Source organism: Flavobacterium palustre (assembly GCF_014639535.1).
Classification (GTDB): Bacteria; Bacteroidota; Bacteroidia; order Flavobacteriales; family Flavobacteriaceae; genus Flavobacterium; species Flavobacterium palustre.
The window spans coordinates 1-26,412 of the sequence record NZ_BMGA01000011.1; the positions used below are offsets into that span (position 1 = coordinate 1).

The window sequence follows — 26,412 nt, forward strand, 5'->3', positions numbered from 1 at the left end:
AAAGAACTGCAGTTGTTGTAGCAGAAGCAGTTAAATCGTTATCAGGTTGAGTCACTGTTGCCGAAGCAGTAGTTGTACAGTTATTTTTATCAGTGATTGTTACATCATAAGTTCCAGCAAGTACAGAAGCAAGGTCTTGAGTAGTTGCTCCGTTGCTCCAAAGGTAAGTATAAGGGCTTGTTCCACCAGTTACAGTTAAGTCTACGGCACCATTACCACCTTTACAAAGAACTGCAGTTGTTGTAGCAGNTAAAGTTACAGTTAATTCCGCAGAAGTACAGTTATTAGCATCTTTAACGATTACTTTATATGTACCAGCAGCAAGTCCAGTTTGGTCTTCAGTAGTAGTATTAACTCCGGTTCCTGTCCAAGCATAGGTGTAAGGAGCGACTCCACCAGCAGCAGTAATGTTTATAGCTCCTGTAGATGCATTTTTACATAATATATTAGTTTGTGAAGAAATAGATACTGTTGGAGCAGTAGAAACAACAACTGAAGTTGAGTTACTAATTGTACAACCGTTACTGTCTTTTGCAATTACTGTATAAGATCCATTAGCTAAACTACTAAAAGTAGTACTTGTTTGGTAATTTGTACCTCCATCAATGCTATAAGTATAGCTACCATTACCTCCTGTAACTCCGCTAGCTGTAATACTTCCTAATGCACCATTGCAAGAAGTAGGAGAGGGTGTTAATGTTAAACCAGCTAATTGTGGATATATAGTAACCGTATGAGTTTTGATACTACTGGCTGGAGTTGGTGTAGCTGTATCTGTAGTTGTTAATGTAATTGTATAATCAATAGGGCTAGCCGTATTATTAACAGGAAAAGAATGAGCCGAAAATACGTAATCATCAAATTCTTGATTAGCATCATCATATAAGTCAGGAGAAACTGTAAAATCTCCTGTTCCATCACCATAATTAATTTTTAGAGTGTAAGGAGTTTGAATTGGAGTTAAATCATCCCCAGTTGCATATAATTTACCACCAGTAATATCTGTTGTGAGAATAATATTATTGCAACTGCGTGAATATGAAAAATCGGTTTTTAGTGGAGCATCCACAGTAATATTAGGAATTGCACCGTTACAATGTGGATACTTGTTGGTAGGACAAATTGGATTTCCATTTGAATCATTATTATCCCAAGAGACAAAAATATTCTTTAATTCAATCTCATCCCCACAAGTCCAACCAACAATTTCCATTGTTTTATAAAATGCAGTTTGAGTATTTCCATTATATTTAAATGTATTTAAAACAGAGGGATTTCCATTTATTGATACATTAAACTGTACTAACAAACCATTTTTATTACCAGTTTCGAGAACATTAATGAAAATGAAAAAAGGTCCTGTCTGACTACAATTAGTTACTGGTGCTCCAGTTGCTGTTCCAATATAAGCTCCACGTATTTTAGTAGATGATGATGTACAATTTAGAGATGGAGAACTTGCCTCGCATGATGTGCCACCTGTTTCTGTTGTTGTAGGAGAAATTATTGTCTGCGAGAACCCAATCGTTGTAGAAAACAACAATATTAGAAAAGTTAAAAATCGAATTGGGATGATTTTTTTCTTACGATTCTGTAAATAACTGTTTACTGTCGAGAATAGCAGAGCCGTAATTGTCAGTAAAAAAAGTAGTTTTGTTTTCATACAATTAATTTTTAATTTATGATTTGGGTAATTTTAAATCTATAATTGTGAGATTATATATTAATTTATTTGGTGATGTTAATTAATTAGGATAAAGTTTGTATAACCTTAATTTTTATTTTTGCCGAAATTACAGACAAATAAATAATTAGACATTTTTTCTCTATCAATGACCTAAAAACTCGTTAAATAGCTTTTTTACCGATAATTCGTCTTGTTTTTGATTTTAATTAAGTTGTAAAATGTGCTTTTTGTCGTTTTTTTTATGTCGTTTTTACTGTTATCATTGATACGATAATCTTAAAAATTAACATAAAGCAATGTTAAAATTTCAATCAAACTTAAATCGTTTTTTTATATCTACCAAACAAAACATCGATAAAGTGTAAAAAAACATCGACAAAGTGTATTTTTATAGGTTTTTTATTTCTTTTTTCGTTTGTAATATTATCCTTGTTAGTCTTAAATGAAGAAAAAAATAATTAGATAGGGGATTACTTTATTTGGTATGATATTATAAGTTTAAAAAAGGGAAAAATAAAGTCTTAATCTTTCGCTTTTCTTTTGTAAATTGTAAGTTCGATTTCTGTTTTCAGGATTAATTACAATTAAAATCGATATCTATGAAAAATTTAGTATTAATTAGACATGCAAAATCAAATTGGGATATGCCATTAAAAGATATTGACAGACCTTTGGATCAACGTGGACTACAGGATGCTCATTTAGTTTCTTCAAAAATTCAAAAATATGTTCCTAAAAAGTACATTATTTGGAGTAGTCCGGCTAAAAGGGCTTCTGATACAGCTATAATTTTTGCACAAAATGTTTTGTATCCAATCGAAAACATTGTGTATAAAGACGATTTATACACTTTTGACGAGAAACAGTTAGAAGAAACTATTAAATCTTGTGCAAATACATTTGACAGCGTAATTCTTTTTGGACATAATGCTGCAATTACAAATTTTGTTAATAAATTTGGAGATGTATTTATAGATAATGTTCCTACAAGTGGTTTTGTTTCTTTAGAATTTGAAACGGATAATTGGGGCGAAATAAAAAAAGGTAGAACCAAAAAAATAATAATTCCAAAAGATTTTAAATAAAAAATGTTTGATCAAAAGTATATTGATAGAGAAAAAAGTTGGTTAGCATTTAACGCCAGAGTACTTCAGGAAGCAGCAGACGATTCGGTACCATTATTAGACAGATTACGATTTTTAGGGATTTTTTCCAATAATTTAGATGAGTTTTTTAGAGTTCGGTTTGCCGCTGTTCGCAGATTGAGTTTGTCTGGAAAAACAGGAGAAAAAATACTGGGAGGAATTTCTGCGCAACAATTAGTAAAAGATATTACCGAAATTGTAATTCAGCATCAGGCAGAAAGTTTAGCAATTCTTAAAGAAATAGAAGCCAAATTAGAGACTGAAAATATCTTTATAATTAACGAAAACGAGATTTCGACTGAACAGGAAATTTTCTTAAAGGATTTCTTTATTCAAACTTTAAGTCCGGAATTAGTAACTATTATCCTGAATGATTTGGCCGAATTTCCTTTGTTGAAAGACAATATAGGTTATCTGGCAGTGAAATTAGTCATGAAAAAAAATGCGGCTGTTCATTATGCAATTATAGAAATTCCTAAAACAATCAACCGTTTTGTTGTTTTACCATCCAATGATCATAAGCAATATGTGATTCTTATTGATGATGTCATTCGGCACAATTTAAAAAGTATCTTCAATATTTTTGATTGTGAAAGTATCGCTGCTCACATGATTAAAATTAGCAGAGATGCGCAATTAGATATTGATAGTGATATGAGCAAAAGTATGCTCGAAAAAATATCGACCAGTGTTAAAGACAGAAGAATAGGAGAGCCGGTACGTTTTATTTATGATCAGTTAATTGAACAGGATACCTTGCAGTTTTTCTTAGATAAAATGAAAATCGTTTCTACTGATAGTATCATTCCGGGAGGGAGATACCATAACAGAAGGGATTACATGGAGTTTCCAAACTTAGGAAGGTATGATTTATTATATAAAAAAAACATACCATTACCCATTCCGGAACTCAATTTAGAAGGCAGTATTTTAGATAAAATCAGTAAAAAAGATTATCTATTGCATGCACCTTATCAGTCGTTTTCTTATTTGACAAAGTTTTTAAGAGAAGCAGCTTTGGATCCAAAAGTAACTTCGATAAAAATAACATTATATCGATTAGCTAAAAATTCCCAAATTATCAGTTCTTTAATTAATGCTGCCAAAAACGGTAAACAAGTCACGGTTCAGATAGAATTACAAGCTCGTTTCGATGAAGCTTCTAATATTTCGTATGCAGAACAAATGCAAACCGAAGGAATTGATCTTATTTTTGGTATTAAAGGTTTAAAAGTACACAGTAAAATTTGTGTTGTTGAAAGAAATGAAAACGGAAAAACAAAACGTTACGGCTTTATTTCAACAGGAAATTTCAACGAAGCTACCGCTAAAATTTATACTGATGTCACTCTTTTTACCGCTCATCAGCAAATTTTAAAAGACATTTCAAAAATTTTCGATTTTTTTAATATCAACTACAGAGTACATCGTTACAAACATTTGATTGTTTCGCCTCATTATACCCGTTACCGATTTTATAAATTAATCGATAGAGAAATATCGCATGCACTCGCAGGTCGCGTGGCTTATATGAAGTTAAAAATGAATAGTTTGTCTGATTTTGCAATGATTGATAAGTTATATGAAGCAAGCAATGCCGGAGTGAAAATTCAATTAGAAGTCAGAGGAATTTGTTCATTAGTTCCCGGAATTAAAGGGATGAGCGAAAATATAGAAGCCATAAGTATTGTTGATAATTATCTGGAACATTCCCGTATTTATATTTTTGGAAATGGAGGTCAGACTGAAGTTTATATTTCTTCAGCCGATTTTATGACCCGAAATTTAGATGGAAGAGTCGAAGTAACTTGTCCTATTTATGATCAGGATATCAAAAATGAATTGATTGAAAACTTTGATATAGGTTGGAAAGGAAATGTAAAAGCTCGTTTTCATTCCTATAAGTTAGATAATAAATACCGTAGTAATGACGGAAAAAATGTATTTAGGGCGCAAATTGAAACGTACAAATACTATCAAAGAAAAGTGGGTTTGCTCGAAGAAATTATTCTTTAATGGCAATTAAAACAGAAAGGTGTAATGATTAAAATAAAAAAATACGCAGCTATCGATATTGGATCCAATGCCATGCGATTATTAGTTGTCAATATTGTCGAACAAGAAGGAAAAGAAACCCAATTTAATAAAAGTTCCCTGGTACGTGTGCCTATCCGTTTGGGACAGGATGCTTTTACAGTTGGAGAAATTTCGACTGAAAATAGAGATCGAATGGTTGATGCTATGAAAGCATTTCATCTTTTAATGAAAGTTCATAAAGTAGAGTCGTACAAAGCTTTTGCAACTTCGGCTATGCGTGAAGCATATAATGGTAAAGAAGTTGTGGCGCTTATTAAGAAAAAAGCCGATATCAAAGTCGAAATTATTGACGGAAAAAAAGAAGCAGCTATCATTGCATCGACCGATTTGCATCATTTGCTAAAAACAGATAAAACCTATTTGTTTGTGGATGTAGGAGGGGGTAGTACCGAATTTACCTTGTTTTCTGATGGTAAAATTGTGACTTCAAGATCGTTTAAAGTAGGTACGGTTCGTTTATTGAATGAAATGGTTCATGATGTGGTATGGGAAGAAATTGAAAAATGGATTAAAACTAATACAGCCGATTTTGACGAAGTTTCCCTGATAGGATCGGGAGGTAACATTAATAAATTATTCAAAATGTCGGGAAAAATGCAGGATAAGCCTTTGTCTTATTTGTATATCAATTCGCAATATGCCTTTTTAAATTCGTTAACCTACAATCAAAGAATTTCCGAATTAGGTTTGAACCCTGACCGTGCCGACGTAATTATACCTGCAGTTCGTATTTATCTTAATGCGATGAAATGGAGCGGAGCCAGAAACATCTATGTTCCTAAAATCGGACTTTCAGATGGTATTGTTAAGGCCATGTATTTTGGTAAAATATAATTTATAATATGAATAAAACTAGATTAGAAGCATTTAGTGATGGGGTTTTAGCTATTGTTATTACCATCATGGTTTTAGAATTAAAAGTTCCGGAAGGGGAACATTTTATCGATTTATTACCCCTTTTTCCTGTATTTATTAGTTACGTTTTGAGTTTTATTTATGTTGGGATTTATTGGAACAATCACCATCATTTATTGCATAGTGCTACTAAAGTTAACGGAAGAATACTTTGGGCAAATCTTCATTTGCTTTTTTGGTTGTCGTTAATTCCGGCTTCAACGGCTTGGATGGGTGAGCATAATTTTGCAAAAGCGGCAGTAACTGTTTATGGAGTGGTACTTTTTATGTCGGCCATTGCATTTGTTATTTTGCAAAACACAATTATATGTTATGATGGAGAAAAATCTCTTTTAGCAAAGGCTATTGGTAACGATATTAAGGGTAAAATGTCACAGGGTTTGTATTTTTTGGCTATTATAATCTCATTTTTTAATCAATGGATTTCATTAGCAATTTATTTAATAGTTGCTTTGATGTGGTTAATTCCGGATACCCGAATAGAAAAAAAGATGTTAGACAAGTAGTAAAACTAATTTGTTTAAATATTCAAATCTAATCCAAATGTTGTTCTTAATAGTTCAATATTTGGATTGATTTCATGTAAACGATTGTATCTGTCCTGATCATTCAGTGCTTTTTTGATAGCTACATTTTCATTTACAATTACTTCTATGGTAATATTATGATTATGAAGATGTCCTCTTAAATGTCCTAAAAGTCCATTCATTTCTTTTTCGAAATCCAATTTCGAACCTTCATTTGGCAATTCTATACTAACGGTTGTTCCGTTTAAAACCGGATCATTGATAAGTAATAAAGATTCCATGATTTTGAAACCTTTGTCTCCTAGTCTTTTAGCATAATTAGTCCATTGCAACAACATTTCTGTTTCCGTAAAAGCTTCGGTAGGCAAATCAACAGTTTCTCTTACGACTACTTTTTTAGTATCTTCTAATGCTTTTTTGGCGCGAATACTCGATAATGATAAGGCTGAAAATTGAGGACCACTCGTTTCAGTTGCCGCTTTTTTTGGAGTTTCAGTAGTTTGAATTGCTGCAGGAACTTCTTTTTCAACAATCGTTGGAGCAGTAGTTACAGTTTCAATAGGTTTAGATTGCTCTACTATTGAATAGTCTTTTTTTCTAAAATAAGTAGGCGGAATTATGAAAGACTCAACTTTTTTTTTTCTCCATCAAAAGTGATAGAGGCTAATTGCATTAAGCAAAGTTCAACCAGTAAACGCTGATTTTGACTCAGTTTGTACTTTAAATCGCATTCATTGGCAATGGCAATTCCCTGTAAAAGAAATTCCTGGGTGCATTTTTGAGCCTGAATACCATACATTTTTTGAGCTTGTTCACCTGCTTCTAATAAACTTAATGTTGAAGGTGTTTTGCTAACCAATAAATCTCTGAAATGACTTGCTAATCCCGCTACAAAATGATGCGCATCGAATCCTTTTGAAAGAATATCGTTGAAAGCTACCAATAAATCAGGGATTTTATTCTCTAAAATTAAATCGGTAACACTGATGTAAGTTTCATAATCTAATACATTCAGGTTTTCGGTAACTGCCTGACGTGTCAAATTAGTTCCGCAATAAGAAACTACTCTGTCAAAAATAGACAAAGCATCACGCATGGCACCATCAGCCTTTTGAGCGATGATATGTAAAGCATCGTCTTCGAAAATAATTTCCTGACTTTTAGCTACTTCGGCCAAATGTTCTTTAGCATCTTTTACAGTGATTCTTTTAAAATCAAATATTTGACAACGCGATAAAATCGTTGGGATAATTTTGTGCTTTTCAGTAGTTGCCAAAATAAAAATAGCATGTTTTGGCGGTTCTTCTAAGGTTTTCAAAAAAGCATTAAAAGCTGCCGATGACAACATGTGCACCTCATCTATAATATAGACTTTGTATTTTCCGGTTTGTGGTGGAATACGAACCTGGTCAATTAAATTACGAATATCATCAACGGAGTTGTTTGAAGCAGCATCCAATTCGAAAACATTAAAAGCAAAGTCTTCGTTTGGATCGTCATAACCGGGCTGATTGATTTTTCGTGCCAAAATTCGTGCACAGGTAGTTTTTCCAACACCTCTGGGACCTGTAAATAATAGGGCAGAGGCCAGATGATTGTTTTCTATAGCATTCAATAAAGTATTGGTAATCGCCTTTTGTCCCACAACATCATTAAATGTTTGTGGGCGGTATTTGCGGGCTGATACTATAAATTGTTCCATAGATTTTCTATTCGAAAGCAAATATAGGGTTTGAAAAACCAAAAAACAAATTCTAAATTCCAAATACAAAAAATTAAAGAATCGATTGAATTTTAGTATTGCTTAGGGATTTGATTTTCTGTTGGTTTTAATTTTTGATTATATTAAAAAGCTATTTTTTTCCTGTTTTAATACTAATATTTAATAAAAGTTGAGCGGTTTCATTAATAGAATTTGCTGCAAAACCGGCTACATAAACGCCTTTTTTCCCCGATTTGGACTGAATACCAAAAACAATCGCTTCGTCATCCGGATTGGATTCTCCTTCATAACGATAGATATGTCTGATTTCGTAATTGTCAGGATTTTTTAGGATCAAATCTTCGTGTTGATTAAAGTCATAATTAAAACCATTTTCGTTCAATTCGTCCAAAGCTTTTGAAACAGAATCGTAGTGATATATAGTGTTCATGGTACTAAATATTTAAGAGTTAAAAACATACTTAAATATAACTATTTTATTTTTAATGGCTTGCAAAATGCTTGTTAAAGTAGTTCTATTAGGCTTGTTAACCCGCTTTTATTGTTGTAATTTTGCACAACAGACCGCCTTATCGCCGTTTTGAGTAATCAAGAAGGAGGAAAGTCCGGACACCATAGAGAAGCATAGCGGGTAACACCCGTCATCCCGATTCATCGGGATAGGACAAGTGCAACAGAAAGTATGTACAGGTGATGCTGTAGTGAAACCAGGTAAACTCTATGCGGTGAAATACCAAGTATATCAGCATTTAAGGATTTCTCGTCCGTTGCTGAAGGGTAGGTAGCTCGATCTCAATAGTAATATTGAGGCTAGATAAATGATAAGGCTCCGATTTCATCGGAGACAGAATCCGGCTTATAGGTCTGTATTTTTTTAAAATCAAAAACCATTAAGGAATTTAGAAATTATGGCAAAAGCTTAATGAAACTAAATTCCTTAATGGTTTAATTTTTTTTGTAGAAGTTTTAGTTATTCTTCTTCTCCTTCATCATCAAAATCGTCTTCATCAATTTCTTCTTCTGATTCAAATTCGAAAAAACTAAAAACAGAACCACCATAACTTTTCTGAAAAGAGAAATTTGGCAAGTGTTCTAACTTTGTATATTTAGAATGCTCAATAACCATCATTCCATCCGGATTGAGAATATTTCTTTCAAAAACAAGTAGAACTACTTTTTCAAAAGTCGCCTGGTCAAGTCCATAAGGCGGATCGGCAAAAACAATATCGAATGAAGTATTGCATTTTTCCAGAAATTTAAAAACATCACTTTTGGTTGCTGCAATCGGAAAATCGTATTCGGCAGCTGTTTGTTTGATGAATTTTACACAACCAAAATCACCATCAACTGATGTGATTGGCGAACTTCCACGAGAACCAAATTCATAACTGATATTTCCGGTTCCGGCAAATAAATCCAATACTTTCAAACCGTCAAAATTAAAATGATTGTTTAAAACATTGAATAGAGCTTCTTTGGACATATCGGTTGTAGGTCGAACGGGTAAACCTTTTGGCGGGTTAATGCGTCTTCCTTTGTATTTTCCTGAAATGATTCTCATGAATTGAAAAGTATAAAATGATTTCTGTTTTCGGCCTCAGAAAAATAATTGTTCCATCGTAAATCTTCTACATCTATGAGTGAAACATTACGGATGTATTTGTAAGCGATTTTAAAAAACGGACTTTCGGTAGTGATGTCCCCGATTAATTCCAATGGAAAATTTTCCGGATTTAGATTCAGTTGCTCGGCAGTGAACAGTATATAGTAGATAAAATCTTCCGGAGTTTGATATTCGAAAGAATTAAATAATAATAGTTTTTGGTTTTGGATGACCACAATTTCAAAATGAGTGGAGTTAAAATGAACCATCATTTTTTTAGTGTCAATATTTTTAGAAGCATCTAATAATTTAGTGACAAGAATACTATTGGCATGTTTGTAGTCAAAAGAACCAAACTTATCAATGAAAAAATTATTCATATTCACATACGGAATATAAACGGCATTGATTTCGTAATTGCTTATTTCGTCAAAAGCAAAAAAATCAGTTTCGAAAACTTTGGTGTTGTATTGTAAATAACTTCCCAAATAATTTTCGTCAAAAAGAGGAGTCGGAACAAAAGTGGAAAGATTATTACTGTGAATGACAAGTACCTCGTCGTATTTCTCATTTAATTCAGAATATTTTTCAAAAGCATTGGCAAACAAATCCTCAATTTTTAAATTTTTATCAAAATTTCCAAAAGGAATGTCTTTAAAGGAAGAAACGGTGTTATTTAGTGTGTCGAAACAACAAAAAGAAAGCCCGGTCAGCGAAACCTGAATGGAAAGTTTTTTAAATTTCTTCTCGGTAATATCCATTAATATTGCTTTTTTCTGATTGGCAAACTTACAAATTTAAAAAGTAATCACAATACCAAAACTTAATTTCATTGGTAATAAGTATAGAAGAAATAAAAAGAAAGATTATTGAAATAAAAAACCCTAACGAACTAATTTTTAGTGGTTAGGGTTTTAATTCTGCGGAGTCGAGGGGATTACAATCGAACACCTTATACCTATTTTAATGTTCTTGGATAACTTAGAGAAATAGTTTGTGAAGCCTTATGTTTATTGAGGATTTTGAAGTTCTTTATGTTGTTTTTGTCTCTCTTTTTTAATGGTAATTACGAGTTTTTTATATTTAATTTTAATTATATAATTTTTTTAAATGCAAATTGTTCCATTAAAAATGCCTTGAGGTGTTCGACTGTCGAACACCTTAATTTTTGTCTGCAATTGTTTCTAAGTTGTTATGATATCTAAAGAATAGTTTTAGAGAAAGAGAGAATTGTACTCTTTCTCTAACGCGTTAATATGTAAGAATTATATATTTTTTTCATGTTTTAAGGCCTCGCTTTTGCCCCTCAATTCAGAGTTGCAAATTTTGAAATTCTACAGAACGAAATAAATGAATTTTACAATTTTTCAACCCATTTGCCGATTTCAGCAAGTAGTTCGTTAAAGTCAGGTTGACCTTTGTAATACAGTTTAGCTGTTTTTTTATAGCGTTCTATAAAGTGTTCTCTAAGCTCCGGATTATTCAATAAAAAAGCGTCATTATTAGCAATAGGTATTTCGTAGTCTTTGGGTGGAAACCGAGTTTCTTTGTGTTTTTGATATTCTACTGTCCCTATGAATGCTTTAACTATGTCGTTTTTTAAAAGGCTGTAGACATCATAGTACTGACGCATTAAATTTTGCCGTTCTTCTTTGTCTTCCTGTTCCTGTCTAAATTTGGTTGCAATAGTCTGTAATTTTTCAACAAAAGTGTAGCCAATGTGATAGCAGGCAATATCTACAGCCCGATTGTCGATTATATCGACGCCTTGTTGAACAGCTTTGTCATACGCCCAGGATGATATTGTTAGTGGATTATTTGGTGTCACTGTATCAAATCCAACTTCCAATAAAATACCCTCTTTAACTCCTTCAATCGCCTCCGTCATACTTTCGTAATGTAATCTTATACCACCGCTACGATATTGTCTTTGATCATCAAAAGCTTCGTCTCTTACTGCCGATATAATGCCGTCTATTTTTATATCGTTTGCCAAACCATCGTAAAAATCTTTTCTCTTTTGTATATTTCGTGGCTTATTGTTGTTTGGATTTTCATTGATTTTCATTTCAGTCGGTGGCTTAATATGAATATCGATGTCTTCAGAAAAACGGTGTATGATTCCATATCCTTTAGATAAAGAAGTACCTCCCTTGAGTTCGAATTGAAACCCTTGTTGTTTTAACCCATATAAAACATGCATAATCCAATAGTCTTTTTCAACAAGCCCTGGTTCAATATTTAATTCTGCTCCTACAATACGCAGTAGGTCGCGGAAGTTTTTATGATTGTGTAAGTAATCAGACATATTGTGCTGTTAAGACAGGTTCCAGCATTTTTTTTGCTTTAACACTGCCGTATTGCTGAAGTGATTTTTTTAGTTTTTTAGCATCCATTGTTTTTACTTTGGAACGCACTTTTGAGACAACTTCTTTTGAGTCTTCAGCTAGTTGGTCAAGATTGTTTAGCAGGTCTACCAATAAAAATTCAGGTGTGGCTTTTAATGGGAAATGAGGTTTTACTCTAAATGAAAATGTCATACCGCCTAGGTTGAAATCCCCATGGCGTTTATGGTTATAAACCGTTTTACCATTGTATAACTGAGTAGTTCCTACGCCCAATGCGTTATATGCATTTAAGGAAGTTACCAGAAAACGTTTGTCTTTGAGGAAAGAACGCACCAATACTTCTTCTTCGGGAGGTGTTTCCCCAAAGACTGTTACTTCAGGATAATAGTATAATCCTTGAGATAACTTTTGTAAAGTACCTTCCTGTACCAACTCATCCAAATGACGGTCAACAGACTTTGACCATTTAGACAAATCAGCTCTACGGTATACTTTTCCTCGTTTTAAATGTTTTTTTAGTTCTTGTAACTTATTCATAGAGCAAAGTTAGTAAATATTATTTAATTGCATATTTTTTTATTGAAAATTCATGCAATATTGCTTTTACATAACTCTATTTTAAATTAAGAACGATTGACTACTCAGTATTCATCCCACTAAAAATAAATGAACAGTCACTTACACTAAACTTACGCAATCGATAGGTTAGTGAAAGTTTAGTGCAAGTGACTATTCCGCTTAGATCGCCCCGCAATTGTACAGACCCTAGGAAGAACAATTGCGGGGCGGCGGTCGTTAGCACACCGAAATGGGTTGTGACCTGAAATCCGCAAGGTTTAGGAAAAAGCCCCGATGTTGGGTCATTCCTTCACGGAACAATTTCCATAATAATGATGCTCCCATATTGGCAAGTGTAGAATTAATATACAAATCCTGTTTTTCTAACGCTTCGGCAAGGGAACAACTCGGCTCATTGTTATCTGTTTGAGATTCCAATAATTCCCTGAATTCATCTGTGACCATAGGAAGATTGGATACAGTCTTATATAATTTAGAACTCGGCTGTTTGATTTCTCCGATAGTGGATAATATGGCTTGTCCTGTATTTCTGGCATTGCCAATGTCCATCCAATAGAGGGCTTTATTGCGTTCCCAATTGTTAACCATAACCCCCTCCAAGGCTTTTGCAATATCAAATCGTGCCGATGCAGTGTCCACACAACTGATATAAATATTTGCCTTGCCTTGATTGGGTATCGATTTCAAATTAGTTGTACTGAATTGTTCGGTAACTGCTTTCCAGTTCGTCCCAAAAAAGCGGTTGGTTCTATTGATAAGTGCTACCGATTTGTACAATCCAATTTCGGCATCAGCAAAAAGTTGTCGTCCCTGATTGGCTGTAGTTATGATATCATCATCATATAAACAGAGCTGTAGTCCTGTATGTCCCAAGGCGATAAGGCTGTGATTCATTCTTGCCAGTTCTGTAAGCATTCGGCTTCCTGTTCCTCCAGCACCAATAAGGTTCACAGTTATGGGATTTGTTGAATTTATCAGGTAATTGTCAGTGTAATGTATAGCGGTTTGAAGTTTCATGATAGTAATTGTTTAAGAATTAGACCGTTTTTAATTAAGGATTTCAAAGGGAATTTTTTCCGCCTATTCACAAGACTTTGCCAAAGTTGAATGAGGTTTCCCTTAACGGGACTTTTTTCCTGTATCAGGTGGCTGAAATAGCTATTAAAAAAGTACTGCTCCCATTGGTAAATGAACTCTTCTAGCAGACAATCTGCCTTGATATTGACCGATACCGTACCCATGCAAACCTTGCCGTCTTCATACAGATTAAAAAAAGGGGCATGAAATAAAGCACTTTCTTCGTTGATATCGGAATCGGAATCCAGCGAATAAACATAGAGACTATTTTTAGAAGCTTTCCAAAGCAAGGGAGGGAGGGAAGCCATGCCGTTAGGAATCCCTAAACTTTCCGTAAAAAACAAATTAACTCTTTGCGAAGTTGTGTGCCAAATGGCATAGCCATCATGGTCGGGGGTAATGTACACTACATTTTTAGGCAATAGACCAGAAGGTTTTAGAAAATTGCGTTTGAGTTCATCGGAGGTGTCTAAAGCGTTTGCTAGTTGGGTACTCTCCGAAAGGCTTAAAGGATGTGCATTGATGGGATAGCCATTTTGTCCATGTCGTAGCTTTCCACATAAATACTTTTGTCATAGCTATCTTTTTGGTAAACTACAAAGGCTTTAACAGGATGGTATAATGTACCGAATGTGGCGGTGATATCTTTCATGGCATATTGTTTAAAAGGGTACATAAGTCTGTCAATAAAGGAAATAAGCGGTATTCGAAATCTAGGCTTTCCTTTGAAAACCGATTTTCGGTATCGTAGATTTGTATAAACTTAGGTTCTTCTATTTCTCCGCATTCGTTGAATTCGTCATTTATGGTACGGGAGATATTTTCGAATAGTATGCCCTCATTCTCTCCAATAAATGAAATGTATTGCTCTGCCATGATTACTCCATCAGATTCCTCAAAATCCTCATTAGAGGTATTGCGGAATATATTGTGTTCGGGATATTGCTCCATTAATTCCCAAGCTTTTTTTGCAATGTTGTGACAGTCCTTTTCAAAAGGATTACTTGGCTTGTAGCTATTGATACGATATTCAAAGCAATTCAGATGGTATAAATTGTAAATTTTACGAAACATGATATCGCCATAATAAGAAGCTTTATTAAATTCTGAAATAGTAGTACTGACTTCTTCCGTTTCGTCGCTTTCATCCCAATCCATTAACCATTCCTGCACACATTCATATTGATAAAAAAGATAAGTATTACTTTCCCTGTAATAAGGAATTCCTGCAATGTGGTAGAGATAAGCAAATACAGATAATAAAAGTTCAGCGGTTCGTTTTTGCTTCTTGTCCTGCAACAATCGGTATAAGGGTAAGACTGGAATATAATACAATGTCATGTTGGTATAATAGCTGTGCATGGTAGCTAGTTTTACAATACCCTTATCGTCTTGCATGATTGACAACTCAATGTCCTGTTCTAACTTTTTAAGCTGTTTTTGAACCTGTTCTTTTGCTAAAAGAATGTTGTAAGGATAAGATTTGTCTCTAACAGCTATTGTTTCAAAACCATAGTGTTCCGTCAGAATACGTAGGGATTCAAAAAATTCCGTTTCTGTTTTTTTGCTTTCGGGCAAATCGTTGTTCTGCTCATACAAAGGAAGAAAGGGATGTCTTAAAAAACCATCGGTAGGAGTTCCAACGGAACTGAGTTGGACTTGTTGTTTTTTACTTGCTGTGCATCGGGTAGGCGGTTGGTGCTTTCTGCGAATTTGCCTAGTTGCTGATAAAGTTTCCATAGCTTTTTGTTTTTAGGAGCTGTGATACAGGCTGTTGTTTTTTTTGATTTCATGGTTTATCCTTTAGTTCCGATTTGCGATACAAATTTGTATTGAATAGCATCATTGTTTATTACAGGACCTTCTATGGTTGCCGTGGTCAAAATAGGGTAGGTCTGAGCATAGAAATTCAACACCGCTTCGGGAGAAAATGATGGCGATGGGTCAGCCAGTTCAATTTCTTGTTCTTTCTCTCTAAAAGAAAAAATACGGGGTAATGTGGTAGTGATTAACATAATTTCTAAGATTTAGGTTCATTAAATAAGTCAGGAGCAAATTGTTCAGAGAGTTGCATTCTACGGTTACGAATATTTTCTGCATATTCGGGATACAATTCAGGTTGTGGTACTTTCATCCAGGCATCACGGTATTTGCCATCTGCTTCGAGTTCATCCACTTTCTTCATAGCATCCTCGTACTTTTTCTGTTTGTCTGTTTTCTCTTTATCTGCTTTAGAGGCATTGTCTTTTTCCATTTGGGAATTGATTTTCGCTTGTTCTTTTTCTTTGAGAAACTGCTCCATATTAGAAAAGAGTTGGGCAGTTTCCTGTACAGGCTGTTGAATGACCTCGAAAAATCCCTCGTCAAGTTCCTGAGCAGTGCCTTTGAGTAAAATAGGTGGTATTTTTTTGCGGGCATCATCCCCGATAGTATCATTGAAAAACAAAACGGATACAATAAGTCTATCAGTTGTTTCTTTAGCGATGTTGATTGTCCAGTTCCCTGCGACCTGCAAGGCTAAAATGGATTGAAAAAAATTAGTTTCCATACTCTTGAATTTTTAGTTCTATTTATTTTATTTATTTATTTTATTTATTTATTTATTCAAATTCATTAATGTAAATACTGTGACAATACTCTTCAAAGCAAAGCCAGCACATAAAAGTGTAATGAGGATTTTTAAAGCGGTTTACTATTACTTCACCTAAAGAATCTTCTAAATCATTTTTAATGTTTTCTAAGTCGTCAAGATGAGTGATATAAAATGTTTTACAATCAGTATGATAAATGAATTCACTTATCATACCACTAATGCAGCCACTTTGCTGTAGGTCTTCCAAGAAAGATTTTAACTGCTCTTTCTTTGTACCATTGTAACTCTCTATGTGTCTTAAAATTATTTTATTATATACCGTGCTTACCTCATAAATACGATAGGATGTTTTCAATAAAGCTTTCATAACAATATATATCTTAGTTGAAAGTGATTTTAATATGTGCGGATAGGATTAAAAAGGTAAATCGTCTGTCGGTTCTTCTTTCATACCCTGTTTTGTAGGTATAGTTGTTCCGCTACTTTGGGATTGTTCTGTTCTTTTAGCAAAGACTATTATTTTAAGGTTGTTGGTATGAAAAGTCAGGCTACCTAAAGCCCTACCATCGCTACTGCTATAGACATTCAACCCAATACGCCCGAATAATTGAACTAGTGCACCTTTTTTGAGCCACTGAGCCGTTTTAGAATTGAGCCAATACGAGCAATTAATGTAGGTTACAACTTCTTTTACTTCGCTACTCCCTTTAGGTTTGTAGCTGTCATTGATAGCAATACTAAAATTGACTACCTCTTTGTTTTCGCCCACTTTGTGAACGGTTGCATCTGCTGTTAATCTTCCTGTGATTTCCATAGCTTTAAATTTTAAGGATTAGGTTTTTTTTTTTTGCTTCCTCTGTAACCGTCTCCCTGATAAAAAATGTTTTCAAAAGAAAAAACGGAAAAAAAGAAAGCAAGATGCCAGTAGCGCATCCAGTACAGAGTGCTATAAGTCCCGAAGGGTGAGCAAGTGTAGCGCAGCTCATTATGCGCACGTCGTATTGGGGCGTTACTATCTTAGCTGCCCTTTTAGTCCGTTTCAAATGAAAACTTGAATTAAAATTTATTTAGAAGATCTCTTAGAACTTTTTTTTGTTAAGTGATCATTGAGAGTCAGATGTTTTAATTAATTCTTGATAATATATTGTTGAGATTTAGTTATATTATTAACATTAAAATAATTGGTTCTTTTTTAATTTTAAAAAAATGTCGTTGAGGTTATGAGATTAATTGTAAGTTCGCTGCTTTTGGGATATTTTTTATGTTGTACTTCAGTTTAGATAATGAATTATTAGTTTTTTTATAAAATATTTTAGTTCTTTTGTTGAGAACTAAAAAAACTTATATATATTTGCCGTGTCGTAATTGCTGAAATTGATTAATTTTTGATCAAAAGTAATAACTAAAACAGACTGGTTATCTGTATATATAGTTATATGTTAGTTTTTTATAGTGGTTTGCTTAGTGTCCCCGAAAGTAATAATTTCGGGGGTTTTATGAGTTATTCTGTTGTTGTATTATTGGTATTAGAGAAGGATAAGCTCTGGTTTTAATTGAATTTTTCTTGATACCTTTTTTTGATAAAAAAAACAGTTGTTTATTTGTGAACTAAAGGAGCTATTGTATATTTGACCCTAAAGAAATTATTATGACTGTGCAATTATCAGATAAAAAATTGAATTTAATCGAAGAATTGGGAATGCATTTTGAGAAGTCTGGTATGCAGTCTGCGGCTTCTAGGATATATGCATTATTAATGATTTCTGATAAAAATGAATTAACATTTGAAGAAATTCATGAAACCTTGAATATGAGTAAAAGTGCAGTAAGTAATAGCCTCAATTTTTTAATTGCTTCTAATCAGGTTGATTTTATTACAAAGCCTGGTGAGCGCAAAAGATATTTTCGTTGCAAAATAAAATCTTTAGAAGAAGGTGTTCAAAAAACTCTGGAAAGCATGGAGGTTTTTAATTCGATTTTAAAAAAAGTGCTAGTGGAGCGTTCAGAAGAGGCGAAAGAATTTAATAAAGGTCTTGAGGATGTTGTAAGTTATCTTGATTTTATGAAGGAGCAATTGCCAGCATTGTTTGTAAAATGGGAAAGTCTTAAAAAATAATTTTTTTACCTTATTGGTTCTTTTTGTTTGAACTAAAAATATTTTAATATAATGAGTTTGATTATGAATAAAAAAAATATCCTAAGCTTTGTTTCTTGCTTTCTGTTAGGGGTGCCGTTTTATGCGCAGCAGGTCTTTAGCTTGAAGGAGTCTATAGATTACAGTTTGAAAAATCACGGAAGTAATGTGATTTATGCCAATGAGGTTAAAATTGCCAAAAACAAGTCAAAGGAAGCTTTGGCGGATTATTTGCCACAAGTAAGCGGTTCTTTTTCACTTGATGATAATATAAAACGTCAAACAACAGTGTTGCCAGGTGCTATGTTTGGGAGTGATAAAGATGTTGAAGTGCAGTTTGGAAATAAGTTCAATTCTATGGCTATAATACAATTGGATCAGACTATTTATGATCAGGCGTTGATTTATGGGATAAAGGCGGGTGTTCCTGCTAAAAAGATTGCGGAACTAAAGCTTCAAAAAAATAATGAAGACCTAATTTATAATACAGCGACTGCTTATTCTCAAATTCTTTTATTAAAAGAGCAACAAAAAATGCTTGTTGCTAATGAAAAACAATATAATGACTTGTATGCTATTACTAAATTTCGTCTAGAAAAAGGGGTGGCTAAAAAGGTAGATTTAGATAGGGTAACAGTACAGCTTAATGATATTAAAGCAAAACAAAAACAGATTCAAACCAGTATTAATGTAGCCTATGCTTCGCTTAAGAATGAGATGGGGATGCCTCAAGAAACATCTTTTGTTATAGAGGAAAGTCTTGATTATTCTAAATATTTGCAATTTACAGATGAGAGTTTAGATGTAAGAAATCTTATAGACTACAAACTGCAATCTGAAAATATTGCATTGAAAGAAATCGATGTAAAGAGAAAGCAAGCAGCTTATTTGCCTACAATTACTGGATATATAAGAAATGGGCAACAAGCTTTTGGAAATGAATTAGATGCAGCTGTAAGCAACTGGAAAAATTTTTCAGCTATAGGCTTGAAGGCTAATGTTCCTATATTCAGTGGAATGCGTAAAGATGCACAATTACAGCAAAGTCGCTTGGAACTAGTAAATGCTAAAGAAGATTTTAATTTGAATATTGGGAAATTTGAATTACAGTTTCAGAATGCCAATAAACAATTACAAGAGAATATTGCTACGTTGAACTCAAATAAAAGCAATATGGATTTATCAAAGAGTGTATATGAGACTGGTGTGTTTGAATATAACAAAGGAGTTTCTTTACTATCTGATTTATTGAATGCTGATTTCTCGTATCAGCAGGCTCAATCCAATTATATGTCTTCCTTGCTTAATTTGGTCGCTAATCGTTTACTCTATGAAAGAGCAAAGGGAACTATTAGCAGTTTTGTTAATCAATTATAATCATAATTAAAACTATAATGAAAAAGAAAATTATTATAATATCCGGTGCGTTTCTACTTTTTGCTTCTGTGGGCTTTGTATTGAATAAAAATAAAAATGCAATTGATGCTAAGAATGTAATTGTTGATCGCTCATCTATTCCGGTAGCAGTTACAGTGGTGAAAGTCTCTAATCAAAGCGTATCAGGAAATCTTGAGTTGCCTGCTACATTAGAGCCGTCGAAACAAGCTGATATATCAGCAGTAACATCAGGTAAAATAAGCAGTCTTCGCATTATTTTGGGATCAACTGTTGGTGCAGGTCAGGTAATTGGTGCTGTTGATACCCGTCAGCAACAAATAAATCTTAAAGATGCCAAAGAAGTATTGGCTAAAGCACAAAAAGATTATCAGCTTAATAAAGAATTGTTTGAAGGAAATGCAGGAACTGCCCAAAGTGTAAAAGATGCTGAGCGTACTTTAGAGGGTGCCCGTACTAAACAATTTTACCAATATACCATCCAAAATTAATATTAAATTAAAACAAGAAATAAAGGATAGTGTTTTTGATTTTATTAATTTTTCAAACAGAGATACTATTTTAGAAATAGGTTCATATTTCAATATCAAACACAGAATTCCGTTCAATACTTTACATATTTTATTTAAAAAAATAAATGAAGTAAGTAAATCAACTGAAAAAAAATCCCTATCATCCTTTGTTGAGGTTAAAGATAATGGTTACAAGGAAAGTATTTTAAAAGAAGCACTTTTATCTCGGTTATTTGAAAATATGAATGATTTGTTTTCTCCCGCCAGACCCACAAACCCAAAGAAATTTGATATTGAATTCGTTCATCCATCAAATGTACAAGAGTTTTATGAGGCCGATCATTATGTTCTTAAATTTAAAGGTGAAAAAAAAGGTCATACTTTCTATGATAGAAAAGAACTTTATAAAGAAGGCTTAGGGTTGGTTTATGCAAGTTTAGAAGATGTAAACAATTTGTTTAGCTTTAAAAATAAAATAAGGGGATTAAGAGTATGGAGTATGAGGAAAAGAGATGTTTTAGTAAATGCAATGTTTATAGATCATATTGTATGCGAAATATCTGTAGAAAATAGACCTGTTTTTCAGATTGATGCTAAATGGTTCAAAGTGGAAGATGATTTCACTAATTCAATAAATACAATATGTTCAAAAATGATTGAAAATAATTATTTAACAACAGGAATAGTTACAGAAGTATGGAACAGTTTGGAAGATGAGGATTCTTATAATAGGAAGTACCATGACAAAGATAACTATTGGGTTTTTGACAAGGCTTTAGGTGAAAATATTGAATTATGCGATATTATGTATGAAGATAATAATACAATTTACTTCATTCATGTTAAAAATGGTTTTGATGCGAAAATCAGAGATTTAAGTAATCAAATTCAAATTTCAGCAAGCAGATTTATTAATGAAAGGAATTCCGGTAGTAATAATTTTATTTCATCAGTAATTGATTCTTATAATAGCAAAGATGTTAATTCAGATAAAATAATTGATAAAGATGAATTTATTTCAAAGTTTAAAACAGGAAGTAAAAATATACAATTTGTTATGGCTTTTAGATCTGATTTGAAAAAGTTACCTCATGTAAAAAACAATGTAGATAAAGTTCAATCCAATATAGCTAAATATTCATTAATTCAATGTGTTAGAGAAATGAATATGTTGAGTTTTCCACTTAAAATTATTGAAATTGAAAAGTAATTTCTAACTACCATTACAATATGAAATCGTCTTCTATCACATCAATAATAAACAAGTTAAATAGAAAGTCTTATTATAAAAATTGTATCAAACATTCAATAAGTAAAAATGTTGATTTTGCTCATATTTGGATTGAAAATTCTAGACTGAAACATAGTCCCAAACCATTTTTTTTAATCAAAAAAGATAATGAGTATGTTGGTGCTGTTTTGGATATGACAACAGATTTACATTGGGTTATTTTACCAGAACATCGTAAAAAGGGTTATTTGACAACCGCTCTGACAGAAGCTATAATACCGTATTTATTTAGAATTGTTGAAAGAGAAGAATTAAATATCACAATTAATGAATTAGAAATAGGTAAGGAGAACTACGATAATTCATTAAGTACAGCTTTGAAAGTTGGTTTCAAAAAAGTAGATGATACAACCTTTATATTAGAGGAATATGATTTTGATTTTTCAAATGAAGAATTGGATATAAAATACCAGGGGATAGAAGATGATGAAATAGAGGATATTTGTACAGAACTTAAAGCCATTGCTAAAAAGCTTAGTGTTATTAATTCTAAAATAGAATTGTCGTTAGGTCATTCTCCTGCTGCTTATATGAGACCTTCATTAGATGATATGAGTCATAAGCTGAGCTATTTTACAACTCTAATTGATGATGTAAAACACGATTATTTGCAAAAACACACTTAGATATAAACCATTATTAATTGAGATACAATCAAAAAATGAATTTAGTAACATTTCATAAAAACTATTCTACTGATATAGTAGCTTTTATTAATTTTTGGTCAACGCAATATTTATTTTCTAATGAAACCTTATATAGTAATTCTATATCTAAAAAAGAATTTACTGTAGAGGATATTCAAAACTTATACATTTGGAAAAACGGTATGAAATTAAGCGACCTAAAGCAGAAATCATTAGAAGATAAAATCATATCCAAACTATCGATAATCAACGATTTAAAGTCTAATAACGAAATAGACTTAGTAGTATTCAGTAAGGAATTTAAAAACCTTTCGGCAGTTTGGAAGATATTTCTATTACATATAATAAAACCACATACATATCCAATTTATGATCAACACATACACAGATGCTTTGTATTCATTCATAATGAGGATTGGAGTAATATTTCAAATGATACCATATCAAATAAAGATAAAGAAACGTTTTATTTCAATCGTTATTTACCTTTTATTCAAAGTAGTAATTTGAGAGATTTAAAGCAATTAGATGAAGCTTTCTTCGCTTTCGGACAGTTTCTAAATACTAGAAATTACGCTACGTTATTATAGATTTCAAATTTGAAGGGAAGTTACAACATTTACATACGATGAAGGAGTTATTAAGTATTTTGAGTATAGTATAGTAAAATTTAGATAGTGCAATAATGCGACCCTAAAAATACAAACAGGAATACTATTTTTAATAACTCGATTTAAAAAATACATATGAAAAAAATATATCTTTTATTCTGCTTTATTTTTACCATACAAGGTTTTACACAAAATCCTGCCGATATAGAGCATACTTTTGGCTCTTACGCTGGATTTAATGGTATTATTCGTTCTCAAGTATTCCAGTCAGATGGGAAAATATTGATTGGTGGTGATTTCCAAATGTATCAAGGAAAAAATCAAAATTATTTGGTCCGCCTGAATTCAGATGGTAGTAAAGACGAGTCTTTCGATATAAAAATGGGCTTTTCTTACCACGTTTTTTCTTTAGCTGTACAATCTGATGGAAAAATATTAGTAGGTGGTGAATTTGAAAAGTATCAAGGTGTTTATCAAAAATATTTGCTTCGGTTAAATCCAGATGGTACTATAGATGATTCTTTTAATCTTAGCGGCCTTAGAGATAAAAACTACATGAGAGGTATTAGAAATATTATTCTCCAATCTGATGGAAAAATTCTTCTTAGTATTTATGATTTGAGTGATGATAAGTACCATTATAGTATAATTCGTTTGAATGCTGATGGTAGCATTGATGATTCCTTTTCAAATGAAACTAAATTTAATGATGAAATTAATTCTATAGTTCTACAACCAGATGGAAAAATAATCTTAGGAGGTTCTTTTAATATGTTTAAAGGTGTTCCTCAAAGGTATTTGATTCGTTTAAATCCAGATGGGACAAAAGATAGTTCTTTTGATATCAAGACGGGATTTAATAGTTCTATTAGTTATGTTGCTCTTCAAAAAGATGGTAAAATAATTGTTGGTGGTAAATTTAATAACTATCAAGGCACTACTCAAAACAAATTGGTTCGTTTAAATCCCGATGGTAGTAAAGATAATTCATTTAATATTGGAACAGGATTTGATTTTAATATTAATTCAATAGCCATTCAAGAAGATGGTAAAATAATCGTAGGGGGGCTTTTTGATAGTTACAACGAAATTAACCAAAAAAAGTTACTTCGATTAAACTCAGACGGAAGTAAAGATATTTCTTTTGACATAGGTGATATCTTTGATTTTGGATTTAAATATAGTGCTGCTGTTCACAATATAAATCTACAACCTAACGGGAAAATAATATTGATTGGAGCTTTTACTAGATTTCATAATGGATTTCCTCATGGTCTAATACGCCTAAATTCCGATGGTAAAAAAGACTTATCTTTTAGCACTGGAAATGGCTTTTATGGAAGTGTGAATTTTATGGTTCAACAAGTCGATAAAAAAGTAATTGTGGGAGGTTCAGTGAGTGTTTTTCAGGGTATAAATCAAGATTTATTACTTAGACTAAACGTAGATGGTAGCATTGATTCTTCTTTTGTATTTAATACATTTTTTAATAAATTCTTTGTTATTAATTCAGTGCTTTTACAACCTGATGGTAAAATACTTGTGGGAGGTAGATATAGCGATGATAAGGGACTAAATCGTTTTTTTTTAATACGTTTAAATTCAGATGGTAGCAAAGACAAATATTTTGATATTGGAGACAGTTTTGATGCTGAAATCATTTGTATGTCCTTACAAAAAGATAGTAAAATAATTGTTGGATTAGCTTATGCTCAAAAATCATCATTGATTCGTTTTAATTCAGATGGCAGCAAAGACACCTCTTTTGATATAGGAACTGGATTTGATCCTTTTTCAAGAATTGGGGCTATAGCTGTACAACATGATGGTAAAATAATTGTTGGTGGTACTTTTTCTAAATTCAAGGAATCACCAGCTAACGGTTTGATTCGTTTAAATTCAGATGGAACCCAAGACTTCTCTTTTGATATAGGTACTGGCTTTAAGAATAATAAACTATCATATGAAATTTTATCTATAGTAATTCAATCTGATGATAAAGTGTTAGTTGGCGGGTCCTTTTCTAGCTATAAAGAGATAGCTCAAAATAATTTAATTCGCTTAAATTCAGATGGTAATAAAGATGTGACTTTTGATATAGGTACTGGTTTTAATTCTGCAGTGGCTAATATTGTTGAACGAAATGGTAGATTTTTTATTGTTGGACATTTTGATTCTTTTCAAGGGAAAAGCCAAAATAAATTAATTTGTTTAAAGTCTGACGGAAGCAAAGATGAAACTTTCGATATTGGGATAGGATTTGATAAAAATTGTTCAGTTCAATCTATACTTCTTCAAGACGATGGGAAAATTCTCGTTGGTGGGTCTTTTCGTACTTATCAGGACAATAGTAATTCTGCTTCATTAATTCGTTTATATGGGCTCTATAAATAGGTTTTGACAGCTAAAAATATTAAAGCCCTATTGAGCAAATTTGTAATCCCATTTCAATCAAAATTCGATATTAATAAATAATCCTTGCAAAATAACGTATAATATTTATAATCGCATAAGTTTCATAACAAGAGTACTTCTAAAAATAACGAGCAATCAAGCGGTCTCACTACGGTCGTTCCCTTTGTTCCGTTCGGCTGTTCCAGTCGGTCAACCTTGCATTTCTATAAGAAGATTTAGCGCTAAAAAAGCAATTTATTATTCCACTTCAATAGTTAGGTTTTCCTCCGTTCCACAGTCCGTTCGTCAGCCGCAAGATAAGGCAGCTTAAAAAAAAGCAGCCTTACTGTCCGCTTCCTCACCCTCATCTTCACACGGTCACTTCCTGCGTTCGGTCGGGCTACTGCATCCACAATACAGCTTCATTCCGTTACACTCCGTCCCGAAAAGTCGGGACTACGTTTCACTACATTCCAGCAGTATTTGTGTCTGCCGCCCTATATTTTTTTGGCGGTTGCTCCTTCGCTCAGCCATCGGGGTTGGCTCCGTTAGCACTTTGCCCTAAATCAAGGTTTGCCAAAGGCAGTCTTTTATAGTTTCCCCGCCGTTACACGCTACTATCCCTACATTCCACTTCGCTATTGCTACGTTTCATTCTCGGTCTAGTGTGGCTGTTCGATTGCCGCAACACCGCCTCTTCGCTCCTCGAAAAAACAATAATTTCCGCTATCGCTACAATCATTATTTCTCTGCGGTGCTTGGGGGTGTTTGATTGCCGTTTTCCATAAGAAACCTCCCACCCACAAAATAACGTCCCTGCTATAAAAAAATAAATAAAAAGAAAGTAAAGGTCTGCTACGGTTTCAAATAGTAAAGTTCAAGCCCTCCGGGTTTTTGAAAAAATCTCCACCCTTACATTTCCAATTCAAGTTCCGATTAGTTTTTCACGTCTAAAATAAGCAACAACTGTTGGGTAGTATTTTTTCAAAAAAACTTGACTTAATTTGAAACCTTCGCCGATTGAACGACTTTCTTTTTTTTCTTTTTTTCTTTTGAAAAAATTAAGGCAAAGGATAAAAAATGCCAATAAAAAAAGTCTAATCTGATTTCAGACTAGACTTTAATTGAAATGAA

At 32.8% G+C, this 26,412-nt stretch carries 27 protein-coding genes and 1 other RNA gene; 12 read left to right on the forward strand and 16 right to left on the reverse strand.

All coding sequences use genetic code 11. The features are described from left to right. Positions 1 to 1,663 (reverse strand): SprB repeat-containing protein (locus tag IEV84_RS15555; RefSeq protein ID WP_444542653.1); only part of this gene is annotated, 1,663 nt, incomplete at its 3' end. A gap of 623 nt (positions 1,664 to 2,286) precedes the next feature. Here IEV84_RS15555 and IEV84_RS15560 point away from each other — a divergent pair. Genes IEV84_RS15560 through IEV84_RS15575 form a run of 4 tightly spaced genes read left to right on the forward strand, consistent with a single transcriptional unit; the run spans position 2,287 to position 6,350 of the window. Beyond that, the gene (locus IEV84_RS15560) at positions 2,287 to 2,772 is read left to right on the forward strand and encodes a SixA phosphatase family protein (protein WP_188495609.1); all 486 of its coding nucleotides are present in this window, start codon (positions 2,287 to 2,289) and stop codon (positions 2,770 to 2,772) included. 3 nt (positions 2,773 to 2,775) lie between these two features. Then, positions 2,776 to 4,848, forward strand: a complete 2,073-nt coding sequence (ppk1, locus tag IEV84_RS15565) for a polyphosphate kinase 1 (RefSeq protein ID WP_188495611.1) — start codon at positions 2,776 to 2,778, stop codon at positions 4,846 to 4,848. A gap of 24 nt (positions 4,849 to 4,872) precedes the next feature. Further along, a complete protein-coding gene (locus tag IEV84_RS15570; protein WP_188495613.1) occupies positions 4,873 to 5,763 on the forward strand; it encodes a Ppx/GppA phosphatase family protein in 891 nt (296 codons plus the stop codon). Positions 5,764 to 5,771: 8 nt separating this feature from the next. Next, complete coding sequence (locus tag IEV84_RS15575; protein ID WP_188495615.1) at positions 5,772 to 6,350, forward strand: TMEM175 family protein; 579 nt, start codon at positions 5,772 to 5,774, stop codon at positions 6,348 to 6,350. Positions 6,351 to 6,364: 14 nt separating this feature from the next. Here the strand turns inward: IEV84_RS15575 and IEV84_RS15580 are convergent, their stop codons facing one another. From IEV84_RS15580 to IEV84_RS15590, 3 genes are all read right to left on the reverse strand, one after another. Beyond that, positions 6,365 to 6,739, reverse strand: coding sequence for a DUF8439 domain-containing protein (locus tag IEV84_RS15580; protein WP_229732717.1), 375 nt, complete (start codon positions 6,737 to 6,739; stop codon positions 6,365 to 6,367). Positions 6,740 to 6,987: 248 nt separating this feature from the next. Beyond that, a complete protein-coding gene (gene dnaX, locus IEV84_RS15585) occupies positions 6,988 to 8,073 on the reverse strand; it encodes a DNA polymerase III subunit gamma/tau (RefSeq protein ID WP_188495617.1) in 1,086 nt (361 codons plus the stop codon). 151 nt (positions 8,074 to 8,224) lie between these two features. Further along, positions 8,225 to 8,524, reverse strand: coding sequence for a hypothetical protein (locus IEV84_RS15590; RefSeq protein ID WP_188495619.1), 300 nt, complete (start codon positions 8,522 to 8,524; stop codon positions 8,225 to 8,227). Between the two features lie 126 nt (positions 8,525 to 8,650). Here IEV84_RS15590 and rnpB point away from each other — a divergent pair. Continuing rightward, positions 8,651 to 8,969, forward strand: an RNA gene (gene rnpB / locus IEV84_RS15595) — RNase P RNA component class A. A gap of 95 nt (positions 8,970 to 9,064) precedes the next feature. Here the strand turns inward: rnpB and IEV84_RS15600 are convergent. The 12 genes from IEV84_RS15600 to IEV84_RS15650 form a co-directional block, all read right to left on the reverse strand. Further along, positions 9,065 to 9,655, reverse strand: coding sequence for an RsmD family RNA methyltransferase (locus tag IEV84_RS15600; RefSeq protein WP_188495621.1), 591 nt, complete (start codon positions 9,653 to 9,655; stop codon positions 9,065 to 9,067). Beyond that, positions 9,652 to 10,458, reverse strand: coding sequence for a DUF3822 family protein (locus IEV84_RS15605; protein ID WP_188495623.1), 807 nt, complete (start codon positions 10,456 to 10,458; stop codon positions 9,652 to 9,654). The genes IEV84_RS15600 and IEV84_RS15605 overlap by 4 nt, the downstream gene beginning before the upstream one ends. A gap of 596 nt (positions 10,459 to 11,054) precedes the next feature. Further along, positions 11,055 to 12,005, reverse strand: a complete 951-nt coding sequence (locus tag IEV84_RS15610; RefSeq protein ID WP_188495625.1) for a nucleotidyl transferase AbiEii/AbiGii toxin family protein — start codon at positions 12,003 to 12,005, stop codon at positions 11,055 to 11,057. Then, positions 11,998 to 12,582 carry a DUF6088 family protein gene (locus IEV84_RS15615; protein WP_188495627.1) on the reverse strand — a complete coding sequence of 195 codons (585 nt, stop codon included), beginning with the start codon at positions 12,580 to 12,582 and terminating at the stop codon, positions 11,998 to 12,000. Before IEV84_RS15615 ends, IEV84_RS15610 begins: the two co-directional genes overlap by 8 nt. Positions 12,583 to 12,840: 258 nt before the next feature. Beyond that, positions 12,841 to 13,641: a PRTRC system ThiF family protein gene (locus IEV84_RS15620; RefSeq protein ID WP_188495629.1), complete on the reverse strand. Its 801-nt coding sequence runs from the start codon at positions 13,639 to 13,641 to the stop codon at positions 12,841 to 12,843. Continuing rightward, positions 13,638 to 14,123, reverse strand: coding sequence for a hypothetical protein (locus tag IEV84_RS15625; protein ID WP_306451825.1), 486 nt, complete (start codon positions 14,121 to 14,123; stop codon positions 13,638 to 13,640). The genes IEV84_RS15620 and IEV84_RS15625 overlap by 4 nt, the downstream gene beginning before the upstream one ends. 83 nt (positions 14,124 to 14,206) lie before the next feature. Continuing rightward, positions 14,207 to 14,353: a hypothetical protein gene (locus tag IEV84_RS16600; protein WP_306451826.1), complete on the reverse strand. Its 147-nt coding sequence runs from the start codon at positions 14,351 to 14,353 to the stop codon at positions 14,207 to 14,209. Beyond that, complete coding sequence (locus IEV84_RS15630; protein WP_188495631.1) at positions 14,350 to 15,441, reverse strand: hypothetical protein; 1,092 nt, start codon at positions 15,439 to 15,441, stop codon at positions 14,350 to 14,352. The genes IEV84_RS16600 and IEV84_RS15630 overlap by 4 nt, the downstream gene beginning before the upstream one ends. A 56-nt stretch (positions 15,442 to 15,497) precedes the next feature. Further along, on the reverse strand, positions 15,498 to 15,716 hold the full coding sequence (locus tag IEV84_RS15635) for a PRTRC system protein C (protein ID WP_188495633.1): 219 nt from the start codon (positions 15,714 to 15,716) through the stop codon (positions 15,498 to 15,500). Between the two features lie 5 nt (positions 15,717 to 15,721). Next, positions 15,722 to 16,249: a PRTRC system protein E gene (locus IEV84_RS15640; RefSeq protein ID WP_188495635.1), complete on the reverse strand. Its 528-nt coding sequence runs from the start codon at positions 16,247 to 16,249 to the stop codon at positions 15,722 to 15,724. A 52-nt stretch (positions 16,250 to 16,301) separates the two neighbouring features. Further along, positions 16,302 to 16,661 carry a DUF7222 domain-containing protein gene (locus IEV84_RS15645; RefSeq protein WP_188495637.1) on the reverse strand — a complete coding sequence of 120 codons (360 nt, stop codon included), beginning with the start codon at positions 16,659 to 16,661 and terminating at the stop codon, positions 16,302 to 16,304. Positions 16,662 to 16,709: 48 nt separating this feature from the next. Next, a complete protein-coding gene (locus tag IEV84_RS15650; protein ID WP_188495639.1) occupies positions 16,710 to 17,108 on the reverse strand; it encodes a single-stranded DNA-binding protein in 399 nt (132 codons plus the stop codon). Between the two features lie 834 nt (positions 17,109 to 17,942). Between IEV84_RS15650 and IEV84_RS15655 the strand changes: the two genes are divergently transcribed. From IEV84_RS15655 to IEV84_RS15685, 7 genes are all read left to right on the forward strand, one after another. After that, positions 17,943 to 18,410 (forward strand): GbsR/MarR family transcriptional regulator, encoded by a 468-nt coding sequence (locus IEV84_RS15655; RefSeq protein ID WP_188495641.1) that lies wholly within the window; start codon positions 17,943 to 17,945, stop codon positions 18,408 to 18,410. Between the two features lie 63 nt (positions 18,411 to 18,473). Beyond that, the gene (locus IEV84_RS15660) at positions 18,474 to 19,805 is read left to right on the forward strand and encodes a TolC family protein (RefSeq protein WP_188495643.1); all 1,332 of its coding nucleotides are present in this window, start codon (positions 18,474 to 18,476) and stop codon (positions 19,803 to 19,805) included. 17 nt (positions 19,806 to 19,822) lie between these two features. After that, positions 19,823 to 20,314 carry an efflux RND transporter periplasmic adaptor subunit gene (locus tag IEV84_RS15665; protein WP_188495645.1) on the forward strand — a complete coding sequence of 164 codons (492 nt, stop codon included), beginning with the start codon at positions 19,823 to 19,825 and terminating at the stop codon, positions 20,312 to 20,314. Next, the gene (locus tag IEV84_RS15670) at positions 20,271 to 21,545 is read left to right on the forward strand and encodes a DUF6119 family protein (RefSeq protein ID WP_188495647.1); all 1,275 of its coding nucleotides are present in this window, start codon (positions 20,271 to 20,273) and stop codon (positions 21,543 to 21,545) included. Before IEV84_RS15665 ends, IEV84_RS15670 begins: the two co-directional genes overlap by 44 nt. A 20-nt stretch (positions 21,546 to 21,565) precedes the next feature. After that, a complete protein-coding gene (locus IEV84_RS15675; protein WP_188495649.1) occupies positions 21,566 to 22,252 on the forward strand; it encodes a GNAT family protein in 687 nt (228 codons plus the stop codon). A 35-nt stretch (positions 22,253 to 22,287) separates the two neighbouring features. After that, positions 22,288 to 22,863, forward strand: a complete 576-nt coding sequence (locus IEV84_RS15680) for a hypothetical protein (RefSeq protein ID WP_188495652.1) — start codon at positions 22,288 to 22,290, stop codon at positions 22,861 to 22,863. Between the two features lie 156 nt (positions 22,864 to 23,019). Beyond that, the gene (locus IEV84_RS15685) at positions 23,020 to 25,278 is read left to right on the forward strand and encodes a hypothetical protein (RefSeq protein WP_188495654.1); all 2,259 of its coding nucleotides are present in this window, start codon (positions 23,020 to 23,022) and stop codon (positions 25,276 to 25,278) included. Positions 25,279 to 26,412: the final 1,134 nt, after the last annotated feature.